Source organism: Pseudomonas sp. FSL W5-0299, assembly GCF_005930655.1.
Classification (GTDB): Bacteria; Pseudomonadota; Gammaproteobacteria; order Pseudomonadales; family Pseudomonadaceae; genus Aquipseudomonas; species Aquipseudomonas mandelii.
Genome location: NZ_RXHX01000010.1, coordinates 1 through 17,686 on the forward strand (window position 1 = coordinate 1; position 17,686 = coordinate 17,686).

Genomic DNA, 17,686 nt, shown 5'->3' on the forward strand with positions numbered 1-17,686 from the left:
CCATTTGCGGGAATAGCTCAGTTGGTAGAGCACGACCTTGCCAAGGTCGGGGTCGCGAGTTCGAGTCTCGTTTCCCGCTCCAAATTATGATCTACAGACGTCCACCGAAGTCTGTAAGTCATTGAAAGAAGGGCCTAAGGCCCTTTTTTCGTTCCAGCGAAATCCACTGGAAACCACCCCCAGCCAGGGCTTTTAAGTCCATTTTTAAGTCCATCTTTACGGGGTGCGTGGTTTCCGGATTGTTGCTGGAGGAGTGTGGCCTGCGAGACAAGCATCTAGCCCTGACCCAGGTTCAGGAGCTATACCATGGCACTCACAGACGTCTCTGTCCGGCAAGCCCGGGCGACTGGCAAAGACTATACCCTCCCTGACTTCGATGGCCTCTCGCTGGCGGTATCCGCTACGGGAGGTAAATCCTGGCACTTCAGATACTACTGGGCTGCTAAACAGAAGCGGATGTCTCTGGGCACCTATCCGGAGGTCAGTCTCCGGGAGGCGCGTGCGTTGCGCGATGAGGCCCGCGCTCTGTTGGCGAAAGGCATCAATCCCAAGAATGACCGCAAGAAGAAGTTTCGTGCTGCGTGTTTGGCGGCGGAGCACAGCTTCAAGGCGGTATATCTGCAGTGGCTTGCACACCGCAAGCTGGAACTCAAGGAGGGGCGGCAGAGTACGCTCTCGCAGATCCAGCGCATCTTCGATAAAGACGTGCTGCCTGCCTTGGGCGCCATGTCCATCTATGAGGTCCGTCGTCCCGATCTACTGACAGTGCTTGCTCGGATCGAGCAGCGTAGGGCATTCACGACTGCGGAGAAGGTGCGCGCCTGGTTCAGGCAGTTGTTCCGCTTTGCTATAGTGAAAGTCGAAGGACTGGAGAGCAACCCAGCATCGGATCTGGATGTGGTAGCTGTCCCCAAACCACCTGTGGTCAATAATCCCTTCCTGCGGTTATCTGAGCTGCCCGACCTGCTGCATAAGCTGCGTTGCTATAGAGGCACGATCACCACACGACTTGGTATTCGTCTGTTGTTGCTGACGGGTGTTCGGACTGGCGAACTGCGCTTGGCAACCCCTGATCAGTTTGATCTTGAGCGCGGTCTGTGGATCATTCCCCCCGAGGTGGTCAAGCAACTGCAGGACGGTATGCGCAAGCGTGGACAGCGGCCGCAGGATATTCCGCCCTACGTCGTGCCGTTATCGGTCCAGGCCATCGAGATCGTTCGCTACCTGCTGGAGCAGGTCAAACCTGCCCAGCGTTACCTGTTGGCTCACAGGGGTGATCTCAAGAAGCGCATCAGCGAGAACACGCTGAATGGAGCGCTCAAGCGCATGGGCTACCAGGACCTGCTCACCGGCCATGGCATCCGTGGCACGCTCTCCACGGCGCTCAACGAGGTCGGCTACCCCAAGATTTGGGTGGATGCGCAACTCTCGCACGCTGATCCCAATAAAGTCAGCGCCACCTACAACCATGCCCTTTACGTGGAACCTCGCCGGAAAATGATGCAGGACTGGGCAGATCGGCTCGATCTGCTGGAGCAGGGGGAGGTGAAAGCTGCGTGTGCGCATTTGACTATCCGCATCGACGGCATTCCGGCGCTGGAGGAAGGCGCAGAAGCACCTGGCGAATCGAGGGGTGTGATGTGTCGCCGATTCTGATCTCGTCTGTGGTGAAGCTCGCCGCGTCAGGATAGTTGTCGTGTGAGTTGATTCGATGAGTCTTGGTCGGTGGGCGGAAGTGAGAACTGTGTGGCGCGTTATTCGATAGAGCGTCGGGAGTGTGGCGGGGGGGGCGGCAGATGATGCCGCCGCTGAACCGGACGGTGCCGGAGTTGGTGGAGGTGACAGGCATTACCGATGCCACCCTGTATGCTTGGCGCAAACAGGCCAGAGCAGCGGAATCAGTGGTGCCGGGAGAGGGTAATCAGGCCGATCAGTGGTCGAGCCAGGACAAGTTTCGGGTGGTGCTGGAAAGCGCCAGTCTCAAGGAGACGGAGCTGGCAGAGTATTGCCGGCGCAAAGGCCTGTATGTCGAGCAGGTCAAGGCTTGGCGTGAAGCCTGCGAGCAGGCTAACAGCCCGGTTCAGCCGAGCAAAAACCGGCGCTAGCGCGAAGAGGAGAAGGCCGCGAAGCAGCGCATCAAGCAGCTGGAGCGTGAGCTGCGGCGCAAGGGCGCGGCGCTGGCAGAAACCGCAGCCCTGTTAGTGTTGCGAAAAAAAGCCGAGGCGCTCTGGGGGAAGGACGATCAGCGCTCCGGATCGCCGCGAAACCCTGCAGTTGATCGAAGAAGCCGTGGCGGCGGGAGCCCTGCGGGCGCAGGCCTGTGCCGAACTGGGTCCGTCGTTGCGCAGCCTTTAGCGCTGGCAGCACTGCCCGGAGGATCGGCGTCCCTTGACGCCGCGTGCGGCACCGGCCAACGAGCTGAGTCCGCAAGAGCCCCGCCGTGTGCTGGAAGTCGCCAACCAGCCCGAGTTTGCCAGCCTGCCGCCGCATCAGATCGTGGCGCGGCTGGCCGATCAGGGCACCTGGCTGGCTTCGGAGTCGACCTTCTACCGGGTGCTGAGGGAAGCCGAGCAGCGGCATCCGCGCGGCCGTAGCCGCCCACCGGTGAAGCGAGCGCTGACGACCCATGTCGCCGATGGCCCGAACCAACTCTGGTGCTGGGACATCACCTGGCTGCTGACCACGGTCAAGGGCCGCTACTTCTACTGATACATGATTAAGGACGCCTACAGCCGCAAGCTGGTGGCCAGCGAGGTGCATGCCAGTGAAAGCGCCGAGCAGCCCGCCCAGCTACTGCGCCAGGCCTGTCTGCGCGAATGGCGGGCCGGTCAGCCGCTGGTACTGCACTCGGACAACGGCAGTGCGATACCTGCCGCGTCAGGCTATTTGTCGCGTCAGCTGATTTATCGAAACTATAGGTTGGGGCGTCATAAGAGCTGCCATGTCGAGCTATTTACCGCTGTGCGTAAATTTCCCACTATCCAGAATATTTACTACACTTTAGTGTAGTTTATACATTTAACAATTGGAATATCATAAGAAGAGCGCTGTTCCACTGGAGCAAAATAGTAAAGTGAAAATAAGAAAAATAAATCATGGTTTGCCGATTTCTAAAACAAGGTCGGGTAAAGTTGAGGCGCTAATAAGTGCCAAGGTCTACAGTCGCATATATAGACCCCGATTGAGTTGCGCGAATGAAACTGCGGCCAGAGTATGCTTTTACAGAGCCCCGCCTGGATATGGAAAAACCGTGGCTCTAGCGTTCGAATGGCTACGCCACAGAACAACCGGACATCCTGCAGTATGGATTTCTTTAGGAGAAGATTCTTACAGTGAAGTTGACATCTGTGCAGAGATTATTGAGCAGCTTGAAACTTTCGGGCTAGTAAACTTCAGTCATGTCAGAGAGAACGAGAGCAAGCCAGCACTCTTGCGAAAACTTGCATCCAGTCTTTGGAATAACACCTCAATCAATGAGATAGAGGTGCTGATTTGTTTGGATAATATAAGCCACGACTTGGGCCTCCCGGTGCTGCACGCGATTGTAACATTCATATTAGAAACACCAAAAAATATTAGATTTGCAGTTGCAGGTAATACGATAAAAGGGCTATCCCAACTTAAACTTGCAGGCGCAATGCAGGAATATTCCGAGAAAGACTTAGCCCTTACCGTAGACGAGGCGGTGGCGTTAGCGGAGGCGGAGGCCGTTCTTGGACTTACTAAGGTGCAGATAGAGACCTTGGTACAAGAGGTGGAAGGATGGCCCGCTATTATAGGGCTTTTGTTAAAAAGTGAACTTTCAGCCAAGTCTATTTCAGAAGTATTTGAAGTAAATAATTACTTAAATGACGAAATATTTGAGGCGCTTTCCGAGCAGCAGCGTGTTTTTCTTGTGAACTCTTCGTTACTCGATTTCGTGACATATGACAGCTACAATTACGTGTTCAAATGCACCAATGCGACCAATTTTATTAGATTTTTTAGTGTCGATTACATGTTGTTTCGTCCGGTAAAAGGTGAGGCCGCGCAGTTTACATTGCATCCAGTATTGCGCGATTTTCTTCAACGTATTACATGGACTGAAAATCCTGCTAAAAAATCCTACCTGCTTAAACGCGCAGCTTTCTGGCACTGGCGTAGGGGCGAGTTCCAGTATGCTATACGTATAGCCCTTCGGGCGAATAACAGTCGCTGGGCAGTCGGCCTGAGCGAAGAGATAATTTTAGATTTAGCATTTCGCCAGGGCGAAATATTTACATTAAGACAGTGGCTATCGGAAATGCCGGTGAAGGAGTTGTACAAACATCCCACAATAGTTATTGGTTACGCGTGGGTGTGTTTTTTCAGTCTGCAGGGCGCGCGAGCAACCAAATTACTTGAAAATCTACTTGTCCAGTTCCAGCCCGATAAAACAAACAAATGGCAAGAAAAAGGATGGCCGCAGCTTGTGTTAGCAATAGGTAAAGCAACGAATGATGAAATGCTTTCGAGTGAGGACCTCTGTAACAAGTGGATTAGTTTATTTGGGGATTCAAACGCAGTTGGCAAGGGGGCTGCGTTGACCTGTTTGGCGTTTATCTTTGCCAGTGAGTATAGGTTTGCAGAGTTAGAGAAGGTGCTGGCCCAAGCTCAAGCCGTGAACAAATTTGCCAACCAGAAATTTGCTTTTGGTTGGCTGAATGTCGCCCAGATCCAACAAGCGCTAGCAAGCGGTAAAATTATCAGGGCGAAGAAAATTTTGACTCAAGCACGCACGGACAGCGACACACAGAGTAATGAGACCGCGTTCACTTCCAAAATGTTGGATGCTCTAGAGCTTGAAATAAATTATGAACTGGGTCATTTGGACACATCAGAAGAAAAGCTTACCAAAATTCTAGAGTTCATTGCCAATCACGGAGTGACAGACTTGTTCTTTTCCGTATGCCGCACTGTGTCAGCCTGGCGGCTTGGAAGGAATGACCTCAATGGTTCCATTGAGATTTTGGAGTGGGCGAAGGCACATGCGATTGAAAAAAATCTACCTAGATTAGAATTTATGAGCCAAATTGAGATCTGTCAGCGCTCAATTTTTCAAGGCGTAACGAATGTAGATAAGTTACAAGAATGTGAAGAATTAGAAGTTTTCTCCGGGCCGCACTCCCCCCCCCTCCGCGCACGCCTAATGCTTTTTCGATCAATCGAGTCCTCCCAATCTCATAACTTTAAGTTTGCCGCGCACAGAGCGTTATTGGCTATTCATCAAGCCCGAAAAATTGGCGCAGGCCAATTGGAAGTCCGCGGATTATTATATTTAGCGGGAGCACAATCCGGTGCTGGCACACTAAATAAAGCCCGGCATAACATAGCTTACGCGTTGGAAATGGCAAAGCAGCTTCAATGTTTTCAAACAGTACTTGATGAAATGCGTTTAATTAAAATAGCAATACCGGCATCACGTGAAATCTTCGCAGTAGCTAACGTAGACCAAACGATTGCAAATTTGAGCCTGTCAAGAATAGTGGACACTATAAACGCCCCGTTGAATAACGATGGTACGTCTTTGACGCTGAAGCAGATCAGCGTCTTGAGATATGTAAAGGATGGTTATTCGAACAAAGAAATAGCGGCCGCTCTGTATGTTACCGAAGATACTGTAAAATGGCATATGAGGAAAATATTCACCTTTCTTAATGTAAAGAGTCGCACGCAAGCAATAATTGAAGCCGAGCGCCAGAGTTTCATCTGAGGCGACTGGCACTAAGTGAAAACAATGGAAGATATATCGGAGAGATTATATGAAAATTGTTATTGTTGGCGCCGGGACAGCTGGAGTAAACGCAGCGTTCTGGCTTCGTCAATATGGCTATACAGGGGAAATTAGGCTTTTGAGTAATGAGGCTGTTGCGCCTTATCAGCGGCCTCCTCTATCCAAGGCTTTTCTGACAAGCGAAACTGCGGCATCCACACCACCACTAAAATCCGAAGACTTTTATAAAAACAACAACATTAATATTTCGTTGAATACAGTGGTTGTATCAATTAATGTGGAGCGCAAGGTGGTTTCTGCTAAAAACGGGGAGGAGTACACATATGATAAATTGATACTTGCAACAGGTGCTAACGCGCGCAGGTTAACCTGTGAGGGGTCTGAATTGTCTGGAGTTTGCTATTTACGCAACATAGAAGACGCCAAAAATTTACGTAGAAAACTTGCGGAAAGTACGTCTGTTGTTGTGTTGGGCGGCGGAGTGATCGGGCTTGAAGTCGCCTCAGCTGCGGTGGGCTTAGGGAAGAAGGTTACAGTGATAGAAGCCGCCCCGCGAGTAATGGCGCGCGTTGTAACACCAGCAGCAGCCAATTTGGTCAGAGCCCGCCTTGAGGTTGAAGGAGTTGAGTTCATGTTAAATGCGAAATTAACCTCCATAAAGGGCATGAATGGCCATGTGGATAAATGCGTATTAGCAAGTGGCGAAAAAATTCAAACAGATTTGATTGTAGTTGGAATCGGCGCTATACCTGAACTAGGATTGGCAGCTGAGGCAGCCCTTGAAGTGAGCAATGGTGTTGTGGTTAATGAACAAATGCGCACTTCGGATATTAATATATATGCAATCGGCGACTGCGCACTAGCAAGGAACCCTTTTTTTGAGGCAATGGTACGTTTAGAAACAATTCATAATGCTGTTACACAAGCTCAAATTGTCGCAAGCGGTATTTGTGGAACGTCAAGACCCACACCAACCCCGCCACGGTTCTGGTCTGATCTTAAAGGGATTACACTACAAGGACTTGGCGCTCTAAAAGATTACGACAAACTCGTTGTGGCAACCAATACAAAAGCTGTTGAACTAGAAGTTCTTGCGTATAAAAATGAAATACTGATTGCAACCGAGACAATAAATTTGCCGAAACGTCAAGGTTTACTTGGCGAGAGTATAACAATGCCTGAGTATCAATGATTATCGGACATCCTAAGGATCCTCTGAAGTAGCCATGCATTTCTGGCTGACTTCAACCTCCGCTGATTTTGAAAGCGGTAAATCGACAAAAATCGATTAGATCACCCGCTCATTTCTGAGTTTTTAGCCGCCGCGAGCACCTCTCGGCGGCTATTGCCCACATTACGGGCGCACCTCTCCTGCATTTGTCAGTAAATGTCGGCGCGCCATCCACAGATTCGACAGGGCGAACAGCGAAAGCGCTCCATAAACCCCATCTTCAAATGATCCGCAGGCCAGCCAATGCTGTGCTCCGATTTCTTTCTGGAGCCAGCCGCCATGATGCGCCCCGACGCCAAAGTCGAAAAAGTCTATCTCTACCCCAAGCCGGTGGATTTCCGAAAATCCATCGACGGCTTGGCTGCTCTGGTCGAGTTGGATATCAAGGTGGCGGTGTTCGATCCGGTGCTGTTCGTCTTCCTCAACAAGTCGCGTAACCGGGTGAAGATCTTGTACTGGGAGCGCAATGGCTTCTGTCTGTGGCTCAAGCGCCTTGATGCCGAGCGATTCAAAACATCGCCTGACGATCAAGACGAAGCCATCGTGCTGACGGTCCAGGAATTGAACTGGCTGCTGGATGGTTTTGACCTGTGGCGCAACCGCCCGCATCAGGTTTTGACGCCGCGTTTCGTGACCTGAGCCGGTATAATCCACGGCATGATTTCCGTGCCCGAAACCCTTCCTGACGACCCCGAAACGCTCAAGCAGCTGCTGTCTGACGTGCTGCTGGAGCGTCAGTCGAATCTGGGCAAGATCACGCAACTGCAAGAGCAGGTTGCCTTGCTGCGTGATCGCCTGTTTGGCCGCAAGTCCGAGCAGACCAGCGATCCCGAGTCGCCGCAATTGCCCTTGCTCAACGAGGCCGAGGTGCTGGCCGAGCAGCCCAATGGCGATGGTCAGGACGACGTCGAAACGGTCGAACTGCGCCCTGTCGCCGTCAGCAAACCGCGTGGCAAGCGCCAGTCACTGCCGGCCGAACTGCCTCGCATCGAAGTCATTCACGAGTTGCCCGAGCACGAACTGACCTGCGAATGCGGTTGCCGCAAACACGTCATGGGTGAGGAAACCAGCGAACAACTGGAGATCATCCCGATGCAGATCCGGGTGATCAAACACATCCGCAAAACCTACGCCTGCAAGGGCTGCGAACGCGCGCCGGTCACCGCCGATAAGCCGGCGCAGTTAATCGAGAAAAGCCTGGCCAGCCCCAGCGTCTTGGCCATGCTGCTGACCACCAAGTATGCGGACGGCCTGCCGCTGTATCGCTTCGAGACGGTTCTGAGCCGCCATGGCATCGACATCCCCCGCCAGACCCTGGCGCGCTGGGTGATTCAGTGCGGTGCGCAGTTACAACCCTTGCTCAACCTGATGCGCGACAAGCTGCTGGACAGCCCGGTGATCCATTGCGATGAAACCCGTGTGCAGGTGCTGAAAGAGCCGGGGCGCGACCCGAGCAGCCACTCCTGGATGTGGGTGCAAACCGGCGGCCCGCCGAACAAGCCGGTGATCCTCTTCGAGTACACCGCCAGCCGTGCCCAGGAGGTACCACTGCGCCTGCTTGCCGGCTATCGCGGTTATTTGATGACCGACGACTACGCTGGCTACAACGCTGTGGCCGCACAGTCGGGTGTTGAACGTCTGGCCTGCTGGGCGCATGCACGGCGCAAATTCGTCGAAGCGCAAAAGGTGCAACCGAAGGGCAAAACCGGACGCGCCGACATCGCGTTGGGGATGATCAACAAACTCTACGGCATCGAGCGCGAACTCAAGGACGTCAGCGATGAGGCACTCCACCACGGCCGTCAGCAACACAGCCGGCCGTTGCTCGCCCAACTCAAGGCCTGGCTGGAGAAAACCCAGCCGCAGGTCACCGCGCAGAATGCCCTGGGCAAAGCAGTGAACTACTTGGCGAGCAACTGGAGCCGACTCGAGCGCTACATCGAGGCCGGCCACCTGCCGATCGACAACAACGCTGCCGAGCGGGCCATCCGGCCCTTCGTCATCGGCCGCAATTATCCTCACTCGGAAATTATGTCGGGTATGCAGCAGTGGATGACGGCGCGCCTGGCAGCCAACCACTGCCGACTTTGCATAATTTCAGAGACTTTCCAGAAACTTCAGCAGGGCGTCAGTCGGACGATAGCGCGTGCGCTTGGTTTCGGGTGGGCCGATGGTGGCAAGCGCACGTTCCTTCATGGCCAGGTCAGCCTCGACATATCCATGGGTGGTGACCGGGCTTTCGTGGCCCAACCATAGCGCGATGACGGTGATGTCCACTCCGGCCTGCAGAAGGTGCATGGCCGTCGTATGCCGCAGCGTGTGTGGTGACACCTTGCGCTGCTGCAACTGGGGGCACTTTTTTGTCGCGGCAGTGACTGCCAAGGCAATCCGCTCAGCCACATTCGAGCGCGTCATCGGCAGTCCGCGTCGGCTGGGTACCAGGGGCTGTTCCGCCCGCAAGCCGACGGACTGCAGCCAGTGACGGATCTCGACGGCCGTTTCCTTCCACAGCGGCACGGTTCGCTGCTTACGCCCCTTGCCGTGCAGACACACCGAGGGGGTGACTTCCAGCGTCACGTCAGCCACGCGAATGCCGATCAACTCGGAGACTCGGGCTCCCGTGTTGTAGAGCAGCGCGATCAGGATACGATCGCGCCGGCCGCACCATGTATTGGCATCGGGCGCGGCGAGCAGCGCCTGAACCTCGTCGCGGGAAAGAAACCCGAGCAGTGGTTTGTCGAAGCGCTTCATCGGGATGGCCAATATTTGCTGGGCCAACTGCAGAGCTGGCGGGCATTGCAAGGCCACGTAGTGGGCAAAGGCTCGCACGGCTGCCAAGCGCGCGTTGCGGCTGCGCACCGAGTTATGCCGCTCGGCTTCAAGATGGGCCAGAAACTCGAGCACCAATGTTGCATCGAAGTCATTCAGCGTCAGCTTGGCGGGCGGTTTGCCCCTCTCGCGCTCGATGTAGCGAAGCAGCAGACGGAAGGTGTCGCGGTAAGCGCTCACCGTTCTCGGGCTCACGTTCTTTTGTTGCATGAGGCGTTCGGCAAAGAAGCGCTGGAGCAAGGCAGAAAATTCGGCAGCATCGGCCAGCAAGGGGTTCATTGCGATGCTCCCAGTGCATAGCGGTGGAAGCGCTCAGCCGCAATCGCCATCAGCTCCGGCACGCCAGTGAAGTACCAGTAGGTATCGCTCACCCTGGCATGCCCCACGTACGTCGATAGCGCCAGTACGGCGTGCTCGTCATCGATGCCCTGCTGGTAGAAGCGCAGCATGCTGCTCACGATAAAGGTGTGTCTCAGATCGTGCAAACGGTGATGGACATGGTTCCCGCGCGGCTGCCAGTCGAGTTGTCGGCACAGCGTTTGTAGGGCGTACAGCATTGCGCGCTGATTGGCCGGCTGGCCGTCATCGCGCAGAAAGAACCGTTCGCACGCGGGCCGCGGCACGAGCTGGTCACGCTGCCGGGCATATGCGCGCAACTGCTCGGTAACGCTCGGATGCAGCGGCACCAGACGCCGCTGATGAAACTTGGCCTCCTCGATACAGAGCACCCCGCTCGCCAGATCGACGTCTGCGCGCGTGAGCGCAAGCGCTTCGGCGATACGCAGCCCGCTCGCGGCCAGCAATCCAAATACGGTACGGCAGGTTGCGGCGCGCAGCCCGTTGATCGGAATGAGTTCATCGGTAGCCTTGAGGAGCGCGACCAGCTCCGCAGCAGTGTAGATGTGCGGGACCAGGCGCCGGTGAGCAGAACCGAAGAGATCGCGTGGTGGTATCTCGGTAGCCGGATCGAGACGCTGGCAGAATCGGGCGAAACCACGCAGAACCTCGATGCGACGAGCCCATGTGAGCGGACTTGGACACCGCGAAGCGCGGGCCCAGGCGACGGCAAGCGCCACCGTCAGATGATCCGCCGTGCTGATCTGGTCAGCGAAGCGGGCGAATGATCTGAGCCGCGCTTCATCATTCGTCAGCTTGAATCCGAGGCCGCGCCGATGCGCCAAATACGCCTCGACGTGTGACATCCAGGAGATCGGCGTCTTCATGAGCGACTCCCGGGCCAGGGCAATGCGACGGCGCGCAAACCTTCCAGGTCGACGCGGGCGTAAGCGCTGGCCGTGTCGATGCTTCGGTGGCGCAGCAGATCGGCGATTTCCTTGACCGACGCCCCTGCGCGCTGCAGCCGGGTCGCCGTGGTACGGCGCAGGACATGGGTATTGCAGAACTGATCACGCAAGCCGCAGCGTACAAAGGCTCGATTCATGGCGCTACGGAGGGCAGCCACGCTGAGCGGTATGCCGACGGGTGCGCGATGGCGCACGAACAAATTGCGGTCGGTCGTCTGCGGTCGTCCCTGTCGCAGATAGCGGGCAATCGCCTCACCGGTGGGCACTGGAAGGGGCAATTGCTGCACGCGTTTGCTCTTGCTAGTGCCGAGCGTAAGCGTGCCGTTGCGCCAGTCGACCGACTGCAGTGTCAGGTGAGCCACTTCATCGCCACGCAAACCAAGGTCAAGCAGGCAGCGTGCGATGGCGTAATCACGCAGTTCGACCGGATTTGAGCAATCGAACACCTTGAGAAACGCCGCCAGCTGAGCATCCGAGAGCGCCTTGGGCAAGGTGGCATGCCGCCAGTCCGCGACTCTCGGGAGGCTCGCCGAGAGTGCGTCGGTCGACTCCCCCAGCAAGGCGCGGAAACGAAAATAGCTACGCAAACTGTTGCACCCCGTCCGCAACGATGCCGGTCGCAAGCGCGGGATCAAGGTAGCTACAAATGCGTCAATCTGGGCAACGGACAGTGGCGATAGAACAAGCGGCTCGGCTCCGAAGCAGTAAACGAGAAGTACCCCGACGTCTTTGCATCGACGAGCATTTGTTTGGGGGGCCACCCCGCAGATGTTCTGAAGATAATCGCCAAACCGGTCAAGCTCAGTTGTGATCGGATCATCTGTGGATGATTTCACTGGTCGCCGTTGTGCCAGCAGCTTTAGCAAGTGCCGGAGTGCCGCCCTAGTATTGACCGTGCCGGAATGCAGCGACATAGAACAGGTACAGGCAGGTAAATGCTCGCGCACGAAGCGCTCGGTGAGCGCTGCGTCGATGCTCTCCACACACAGCGCTTCGGTCTTCATCCAGTGACCGAAGTGGGCCAGAGCATGCAAATACAGGCCGATCGTGCGCTTAGCGTAGCGCTGGACAAGTAGGGCTTCGACGTAAGGAACGACGGTAGCGCTGAGCGGACTGTCGTTGAGCTCGTCGCGGCAAGAAAGTCTCGCCAGGTATTGATCCGCAGACATGGTGTGCTCCTGTAGAGGGGACGGGCTCTACAGAAAACCACCAAAAATTATGGCGTGTCCGAAACGCGCCGGAAGACCCGGACAGCAGGTGGACTATGCGATCACGAAACCGAGCACAGGCGAACTGAGCATAATTTCCGAGTGAGGATAATTGCGCTTATGCCAAGCTTGGCATAAGCGCAAGAACTGGCTGTTCAGCGACACGCCAAAAGGAGCGACAGCCAGCGCGCAGCTCTACAGCCTGGTGGAAACCGCCAAAGCCAACGGTCAGGAGCCTTATGCCTGGCTGCGCCATATCCTCGAGCTCCTGCCCCAAGCCACTACCGTTGAGGACTATGAAGCGCTACTGCCCTGGAACCTGAAGGCGATTTAAAACCAAACTGCCTGAACTGGGTAGATGGGGTTTATGGAGCGCTTTCCGAACAGCGTCACCAGTTGCGCAGTGTTCTTGGCTAGGCCACGGAAGCGCGTCTTCACATAACCGAACTGACGTTTAATCACCCGGAACGGATGCTCGACCTTGGCATGCACCTGGGCTTTGGCCTTCTCAATCTTGCGCTTGGCTTTGTACAGCGCGCTGCGCTTATCGAGTTTCTTGTAGGTGCTGCGGCGTGCGGCAACCTGCCAGATAACTTGACGGCCCCCATGCTCAGGACGCTTCTCGACACCTGTATATCCAACATCGGCCCCCACCATGTTTTCCTCTCCGTGCAACAGCTTGTCGACCTGGGTGACATCCGCCACATTGGCCGCCGTGCCTACCACGCTGTGCACCAGGCCAGACTCGACGTCCACGCCGATATGAGCCTTCAGTCGGGTAAAGCAGGAGTGTTACCACTCCTGCCTCCCCTAAGAACCGTACTTGAGAGTCACCCCGCATAAAATGTGCTCAGCCACATTTTATGCGGTAGTTCCGCACGTACGGATCTGTGCGGGGGCGGCAGGTAACTGCCGTCCCTACCGCGACCCGACCAAACGACGGGGTAAACGCAAGCCTCTGCCCGCCTATCTTCCGCGTATCGAAGTCATTCACGAACTGCCCGATCACGAGCTGAGCTGTGCCTGCGGTTGCCGTAAACACAGCATTGGCGAGGAAATCAGCGAGCAGCTTGAGATCGTGCCGATGCAAATCCGCGTGATCAAACATGTGCGTAAGGTCTACGCCTGCCGTGGCTGTGAAACCGCGCTGGTCACTGCTGAAAAACCGGTGCAACTGATCGAAAAGAGCATGGCCAGCTCCAGCGTTTTGGCGATGTTGCTGACCACCAAATACGTCGATGGCCTATAGCGACCGGTCAGTTTTCAGTCGGCAGAACAGCCCCTACTGGTCAGTTTTCGGTCAGCGGCAACAGGCCCTAAACCAGTGTCCAGAATTCGTTGACCACAACAGTCTGTGCGGGGGGGGGCAGGTGACTGCCATTCCTACCGAGATCCAAAGAACTACACCAATGGGTAGTTGAGGAGAGTCTAAGGTGAGTGCGATTTTGACCATGTCAAATGTGGGAGGAGATAGCTGGATTTTCCCTGTTGGGGTAGGAATCAGGCTGTGTGGTGCTCGCAGAGACTTATTGAAAAATAGGAGAATAAAAATGATTGGAAAAAACAACGTTCTGGATTTAGTTCCAGAATACGTGGACAAAAAGAAATATTTTTGGCTGCTTTCAACTTTCTGGCCGGCAACTCCGATGATTGGGATCTGGCTTGCCAATGAGACAGGATGGGGTGTTTTTTATGGTCTAGTTCTGGCTGTATGGTACGGGTTTCTTCCATTGCTTGATGCGGCATTCGGTGAGGACTTTAATAATCCACCTGAAGAGGTAGTCGAGAAGCTGGAGAAGGAGCGTTACTATCGAGTTTTAACCTATCTAACAGTTCCAATGCATTACGCAGCACTAATCGTGTCTGCTTGGTGGGTCGGGACTCAGCCTATGTCGTGGTTCGAAATCGGCGCGCTTGCCTTGTCACTGGGCATCGTGAATGGTCTAGCGCTTAATACTGGTCATGAGTTGGGCCACAAAAAAGAAGCATTTGATCGTTGGATGGCGAAAATTGTTCTGGCTGTTGTCGGGTACGGACATTTCTTTATTGAGCACAATAAAGGTCATCACCGAGATGTTGCTACACCGATGGATCCTGCGACGTCACGTATGGGGGAAAATATTTATAAATTTTCGACCCGTGAAATTCCAGGGGCGTTTCGTCGTGCGTGGGGACTTGAGGAGCAACGCCTTTCGCGCCGTGGCCAAAGCGTTTGGAGTTTAGAGAACGAGATTCTCCAACCAATGGTTATCACCGTTATCCTCTACACTCTCCTCCTTGCCTTCTTTGGTCCGAAAATGCTGGTGTTCCTTCCAATCCAGTTGGCCTTTGGGTGGTGGCAGTTGACCAGTGCCAATTATATTGAACATTACGGTTTACTGCGTGAAAAAATGGCAGATGGGCGATATGAACATCAAAAGCCACATCACTCTTGGAACAGTAATCACATAGTCTCGAATCTAGTTCTGTTCCACCTTCAGCGTCACTCTGACCATCACGCACACCCAACTCGTTCATACCAATCATTACGTGATTTCCCAGGCCTACCCGCACTCCCGACTGGTTACCCCGGTGTATTTCTCATGGCAATGATCCCTCAGTGGTTTCGGTCGGTCATGGATCCTAAAGTGGTGAATTGGGCAAATGGCGACCTGAGCAAGATTCAAATTGACGACTCAATGCGTGCAGAGTACATGAAGAAGTTTGCTCATGTTGAGGCTAGTGATAATCAAGGCGTAAAAGCAATGGTGTAATAGATGCCTTGAAGGTCAGTTCTGCAGTTGAAAGTGCCGACAGGTTTAGGTTTTTGAATCTGTCGGCAGCACCCGATAACAGTATTTTCGAGAGTTTGTCTTGTGCAGTGTAGACGCAGGTCGATGGACTGCGAACACAGGCTCTACAAGAGGGAGAATAATGGCTAAGTACCAGTGTCCAGACTGTCAGTATATCTATGACGAATGTAGAGGGGAGCCGCACGAAGGGTTTAAGCCCAGTACTACTTGGGATGAAATTCCCGAAAATTGGGCCTGCCCAGACTGTGCCGTTCGAGACAAAATTGACTTTAAGATAATTTGTGATCCGCAGTGCGAACTCGTACAACAAGAGAGCAACGATCTTGGAATTAAAAATGAAAATCACACTGCCGAATATATGTTATTAGAGCTCAAAAAAACGAGTTCTGAACCAAAAAAAAAGGCTGAAAAAATAAGTTTGGCCGATGAGCTTGAGGTGGTCACCATAAATCAGCGGCGAAGCCAAACGCAAACTGTACGTAGGTCTTCCGCAAAGAAAAAAAAATAATGAACATCCTTTAAGGGTGAAGTTAATTAATAGGGTGACAACCATGGCTAGCTATAAGTGTCCAGATTGTAAATATATTTATGATGAAAGTAAGGGTGAGCCGCATGAAGGGTTTGCTCCAAATACTCTTTGGGTCGCCATTCCTGAAGAATGGTGTTGTCCAGATTGCGCCGTTCGAGACAAGCTAGATTTTGTAATGATTGAGGGGGTCGCAGGGGAAGTAAATATCAGGCCAAGCAGTACTCTATCAGGTCTGAATAAAATGGGTGGTTCTGATGTAAACGCTGGAATATCAAATGCGACGATGATCGTAGAGAGCGCGCTTGACGTTGCAGTTGAAGAGCAGAAACTAGAGGGACAAAGTAAGTCACAGGTAACTAAACCACAGAGCGGAGCAGCATTACTTAAATGGATCTGTATTACTTGCGGTCATATATATGACGAGGAGTTAGGTGACGAGGTCGAGGGATTTGCTCCAGGTACTCGTTTTGAGGATATCCCTAATGACTGGTGCTGTCCGGATTGTGGGGCCACTAAAGAAGACTATGTGCTCTACCAAGAAAAATCAGCCTAATACATTTAAAGTCCTTCAGGAAAATAATAAAAATGAATATGCACACTGGGCTAGCCGGGTACAGTTTAAGTACTGAAAGAAACTCGATAATTGAAATATTTAATTCGCAAAAAAAGGCAAGTAGCGGTCGCCGGGGGACACTTAGTTTAGCAGAGCGTACGGCTGCTCTTGATGTACTTAAAGAAATAATTCAGCGGCGTGAGTCAGAAATTATCGCTGCACTTGCGGCAGATTTCCGTAAGCCGGCGAGCGAGGTAAAACTGACAGAAATATTTCCGGTATTGCAAGAAATAAGTCACGCAAAACGCAACCTGAAAACTTGGATGAAGCCACGAAGGGTGAGGGCAGCACTTAGTGTGCTGGGCACCAAAGCACGACTTTGTTTCGAGCCAAAGGGGGTTTGTTTAATCATTGCGCCTTGGAACTATCCCTTCAATCTTAGTTTTGGCCCACTTGTCTCTGCGCTGGCAGCTGGCAATAGCGTTATTATAAAGCCATCTGAGTTGACCCCGCATACTGCTCAGTTGATAGATTCTATCATTCGGGAAGCCTTTTCCGCGGATTTAGTCGCTGTGGTGGAGGGCGACGCCACTGTTTCTCAAGAGCTGTTGGCGCTACCATTTGACCATATCTTCTTTACAGGTAGCCCGCGAGTCGGGAAATTAGTAATGCAAGCCGCAGCGAAAACACTGGCTTCGGTTACATTGGAGCTAGGCGGAAAGTCCCCAACGATTATTGGCCCGACAGCAAACTTAAAAAAAGCTGCTCGTAACATTGTCTGGGGAAAGTTTTCGAATAATGGACAGACGTGCATCGCGCCTGACCATGTATTTGTGCACAAAAGTATAGCCCATGATTTTAATAAAATCATCATAAAGGAAATTATGCGGGTTTATGGAAAAGATTTTGAGGCGCAGAAGAGATCGCCGGACTATTGTAGGATTGTAAGTGATCAACACTTCAATAGGCTTTATGATCTCATAGGTGACGCAAAAGCAAAAGGAGCGGAAATTTTACAGGGAGGTGAGATTGATGCGCAGGAAAGATTTATAGCGCCAACTTTAATATCTAAAATAACTCCGGAGATGGATGTTTCGCGAGAGGAAATATTCGGTCCATTACTGCCTATTATTGAATATGATGATATAGACTATGTGGTTAATCAGATACGCGATAACGCTAAGCCTCTGGCGCTTTATATTTTCTCTGAAGATATAAGATTTGCTCAAGATATTGTGGCTCGCACGAGTTCTGGGTCAGTTGGAATAAATCTAAGTGTCGTTCAATTTTTGCATCCCAATCTTCCTTTTGGTGGGGTTAATAATAGCGGTATTGGCAGTGCTCATGGGTTTTATGGTTTTCAGGCTTTTTCACACGAGAAGCCAATTTTGCAGGATAAGTTATCAATTACACACTTGTTGTTTCCCCCTTATACGGAAAAGGTTAAGCGATTAATTAACATGACGGTAAGGTACTTGAGCTGAAGTG

At 53.0% G+C, this 17,686-nt stretch carries 13 protein-coding genes, 1 tRNA gene and 5 pseudogenes; 15 read left to right on the top strand and 4 right to left on the bottom strand.

All coding sequences use genetic code 11. The features are described 5' to 3' along the window. Window positions 1–6: 6 nt before the first annotated feature. The 9 genes and pseudogenes from FHL16_RS14635 to tnpC all read left to right on the top strand — a co-directional run. A tRNA-Gly gene (locus FHL16_RS14635) sits at window positions 7–82 on the top strand. Window positions 83–306: 224 nt separating this feature from the next. After that, window positions 307–1,620 (top strand): annotated as a pseudogene (locus FHL16_RS14640) (tyrosine-type recombinase/integrase); the annotation flags it as partial. 176 nt (window positions 1,621–1,796) lie between these two features. Beyond that, entirely contained in the window at window positions 1,797–2,105 is a 309-nt protein-coding gene (locus FHL16_RS14645) for a hypothetical protein (RefSeq protein ID WP_020798852.1), read from the top strand. 337 nt (window positions 2,106–2,442) lie between these two features. Further along, complete coding sequence (locus FHL16_RS14650) at window positions 2,443–2,709, top strand: hypothetical protein (protein WP_138739045.1); 267 nt, start codon at window positions 2,443–2,445, stop codon at window positions 2,707–2,709. A 3-nt stretch (window positions 2,710–2,712) separates the two neighbouring features. Continuing rightward, window positions 2,713–3,009, top strand: coding sequence for a transposase (locus tag FHL16_RS14655; RefSeq protein WP_020798854.1), 297 nt, complete (start codon window positions 2,713–2,715; stop codon window positions 3,007–3,009). A 241-nt stretch (window positions 3,010–3,250) separates the two neighbouring features. Next, complete coding sequence (locus tag FHL16_RS14660; protein WP_238706176.1) at window positions 3,251–5,731, top strand: LuxR C-terminal-related transcriptional regulator; 2,481 nt, start codon at window positions 3,251–3,253, stop codon at window positions 5,729–5,731. Between the two features lie 49 nt (window positions 5,732–5,780). Beyond that, window positions 5,781–6,944: an NAD(P)/FAD-dependent oxidoreductase gene (locus tag FHL16_RS14665; protein WP_020798856.1), complete on the top strand. Its 1,164-nt coding sequence runs from the start codon at window positions 5,781–5,783 to the stop codon at window positions 6,942–6,944. Window positions 6,945–7,262: 318 nt separating this feature from the next. Beyond that, window positions 7,263–7,622, top strand: coding sequence for an IS66 family insertion sequence element accessory protein TnpB (gene tnpB, locus FHL16_RS14670; protein ID WP_020798857.1), 360 nt, complete (start codon window positions 7,263–7,265; stop codon window positions 7,620–7,622). Between the two features lie 18 nt (window positions 7,623–7,640). Further along, window positions 7,641–8,993, top strand: a pseudogene (gene tnpC, locus FHL16_RS14675) (IS66 family transposase); the annotation flags it as partial. 87 nt (window positions 8,994–9,080) lie between these two features. On the opposite strand, the gene FHL16_RS14680 reads toward tnpC, so the two are convergent. The 3 genes from FHL16_RS14680 to FHL16_RS14690 are packed head-to-tail and all read right to left on the bottom strand — an operon-like array spanning window position 9,081 to window position 12,285. After that, window positions 9,081–10,091, bottom strand: coding sequence for a site-specific integrase (locus tag FHL16_RS14680; protein WP_077748601.1), 1,011 nt, complete (start codon window positions 10,089–10,091; stop codon window positions 9,081–9,083). Continuing rightward, a complete protein-coding gene (locus tag FHL16_RS14685; RefSeq protein WP_020798859.1) occupies window positions 10,088–11,035 on the bottom strand; it encodes a tyrosine-type recombinase/integrase in 948 nt (315 codons plus the stop codon). The genes FHL16_RS14680 and FHL16_RS14685 overlap by 4 nt, the downstream gene beginning before the upstream one ends. Next, window positions 11,032–12,285, bottom strand: coding sequence for a site-specific integrase (locus tag FHL16_RS14690; RefSeq protein ID WP_020798860.1), 1,254 nt, complete (start codon window positions 12,283–12,285; stop codon window positions 11,032–11,034). Before FHL16_RS14690 ends, FHL16_RS14685 begins: the two co-directional genes overlap by 4 nt. A gap of 178 nt (window positions 12,286–12,463) precedes the next feature. Here FHL16_RS14690 and FHL16_RS14695 point away from each other — a divergent pair. Further along, a pseudogene (locus FHL16_RS14695) lies at window positions 12,464–12,658 on the top strand (transposase domain-containing protein); the annotation flags it as partial. A 47-nt stretch (window positions 12,659–12,705) separates the two neighbouring features. On the opposite strand, the pseudogene FHL16_RS14700 reads toward FHL16_RS14695, so the two are convergent. Further along, a pseudogene (locus FHL16_RS14700) lies at window positions 12,706–13,098 on the bottom strand (transposase); the annotation flags it as partial. Between the two features lie 154 nt (window positions 13,099–13,252). On the opposite strand from FHL16_RS14700, the pseudogene FHL16_RS14705 reads away from it, so the two are divergent. The 5 genes and pseudogenes from FHL16_RS14705 to FHL16_RS14725 form a co-directional block, all read left to right on the top strand. Next, window positions 13,253–13,570, top strand: a pseudogene (locus FHL16_RS14705) (IS66 family transposase zinc-finger binding domain-containing protein); the annotation flags it as partial. Between the two features lie 304 nt (window positions 13,571–13,874). Continuing rightward, window positions 13,875–15,077: an alkane 1-monooxygenase gene (locus FHL16_RS14710; protein ID WP_042955520.1), complete on the top strand. Its 1,203-nt coding sequence runs from the start codon at window positions 13,875–13,877 to the stop codon at window positions 15,075–15,077. 160 nt (window positions 15,078–15,237) lie between these two features. Then, window positions 15,238–15,624, top strand: coding sequence for a rubredoxin (locus tag FHL16_RS34985; RefSeq protein WP_042955521.1), 387 nt, complete (start codon window positions 15,238–15,240; stop codon window positions 15,622–15,624). Window positions 15,625–15,667: 43 nt separating this feature from the next. Then, a complete protein-coding gene (locus FHL16_RS34990) occupies window positions 15,668–16,198 on the top strand; it encodes a rubredoxin (RefSeq protein WP_042955522.1) in 531 nt (176 codons plus the stop codon). Window positions 16,199–16,230: 32 nt separating this feature from the next. Then, window positions 16,231–17,682 (top strand): aldehyde dehydrogenase family protein, encoded by a 1,452-nt coding sequence (locus FHL16_RS14725; protein WP_020798866.1) that lies wholly within the window; start codon window positions 16,231–16,233, stop codon window positions 17,680–17,682. The last annotated feature ends 4 nt before the right edge of the window (window positions 17,683–17,686 follow it).

Bases quoted from the DNA above. Each gene is read 5' to 3' on its own strand.
- FHL16_RS14645 (WP_020798852.1), top strand. From the start codon at position 1,797: ATGATGCCGCCGCTGAACCGGACGGTGCCGGAGTTGGTGGAGGTGACA.
- FHL16_RS14655 (WP_020798854.1), top strand. From the start codon at position 2,713: ATGATTAAGGACGCCTACAGCCGCAAGCTGGTGGCCAGCGAGGTGCAT.
- FHL16_RS14665 (WP_020798856.1), top strand. From the start codon at position 5,781: ATGAAAATTGTTATTGTTGGCGCCGGGACAGCTGGAGTAAACGCAGCG.
- tnpB (WP_020798857.1), top strand. From the start codon at position 7,263: ATGATGCGCCCCGACGCCAAAGTCGAAAAAGTCTATCTCTACCCCAAG.
- FHL16_RS14680 (WP_077748601.1), bottom strand. From the start codon at position 10,091: ATGAACCCCTTGCTGGCCGATGCTGCCGAATTTTCTGCCTTGCTCCAG.
- FHL16_RS14685 (WP_020798859.1), bottom strand. From the start codon at position 11,035: ATGAAGACGCCGATCTCCTGGATGTCACACGTCGAGGCGTATTTGGCG.
- FHL16_RS14690 (WP_020798860.1), bottom strand. From the start codon at position 12,285: ATGTCTGCGGATCAATACCTGGCGAGACTTTCTTGCCGCGACGAGCTC.
- FHL16_RS14710 (WP_042955520.1), top strand. From the start codon at position 13,875: ATGATTGGAAAAAACAACGTTCTGGATTTAGTTCCAGAATACGTGGAC.
- FHL16_RS34985 (WP_042955521.1), top strand. From the start codon at position 15,238: ATGGCTAAGTACCAGTGTCCAGACTGTCAGTATATCTATGACGAATGT.
- FHL16_RS34990 (WP_042955522.1), top strand. From the start codon at position 15,668: ATGGCTAGCTATAAGTGTCCAGATTGTAAATATATTTATGATGAAAGT.
- FHL16_RS14725 (WP_020798866.1), top strand. From the start codon at position 16,231: ATGAATATGCACACTGGGCTAGCCGGGTACAGTTTAAGTACTGAAAGA.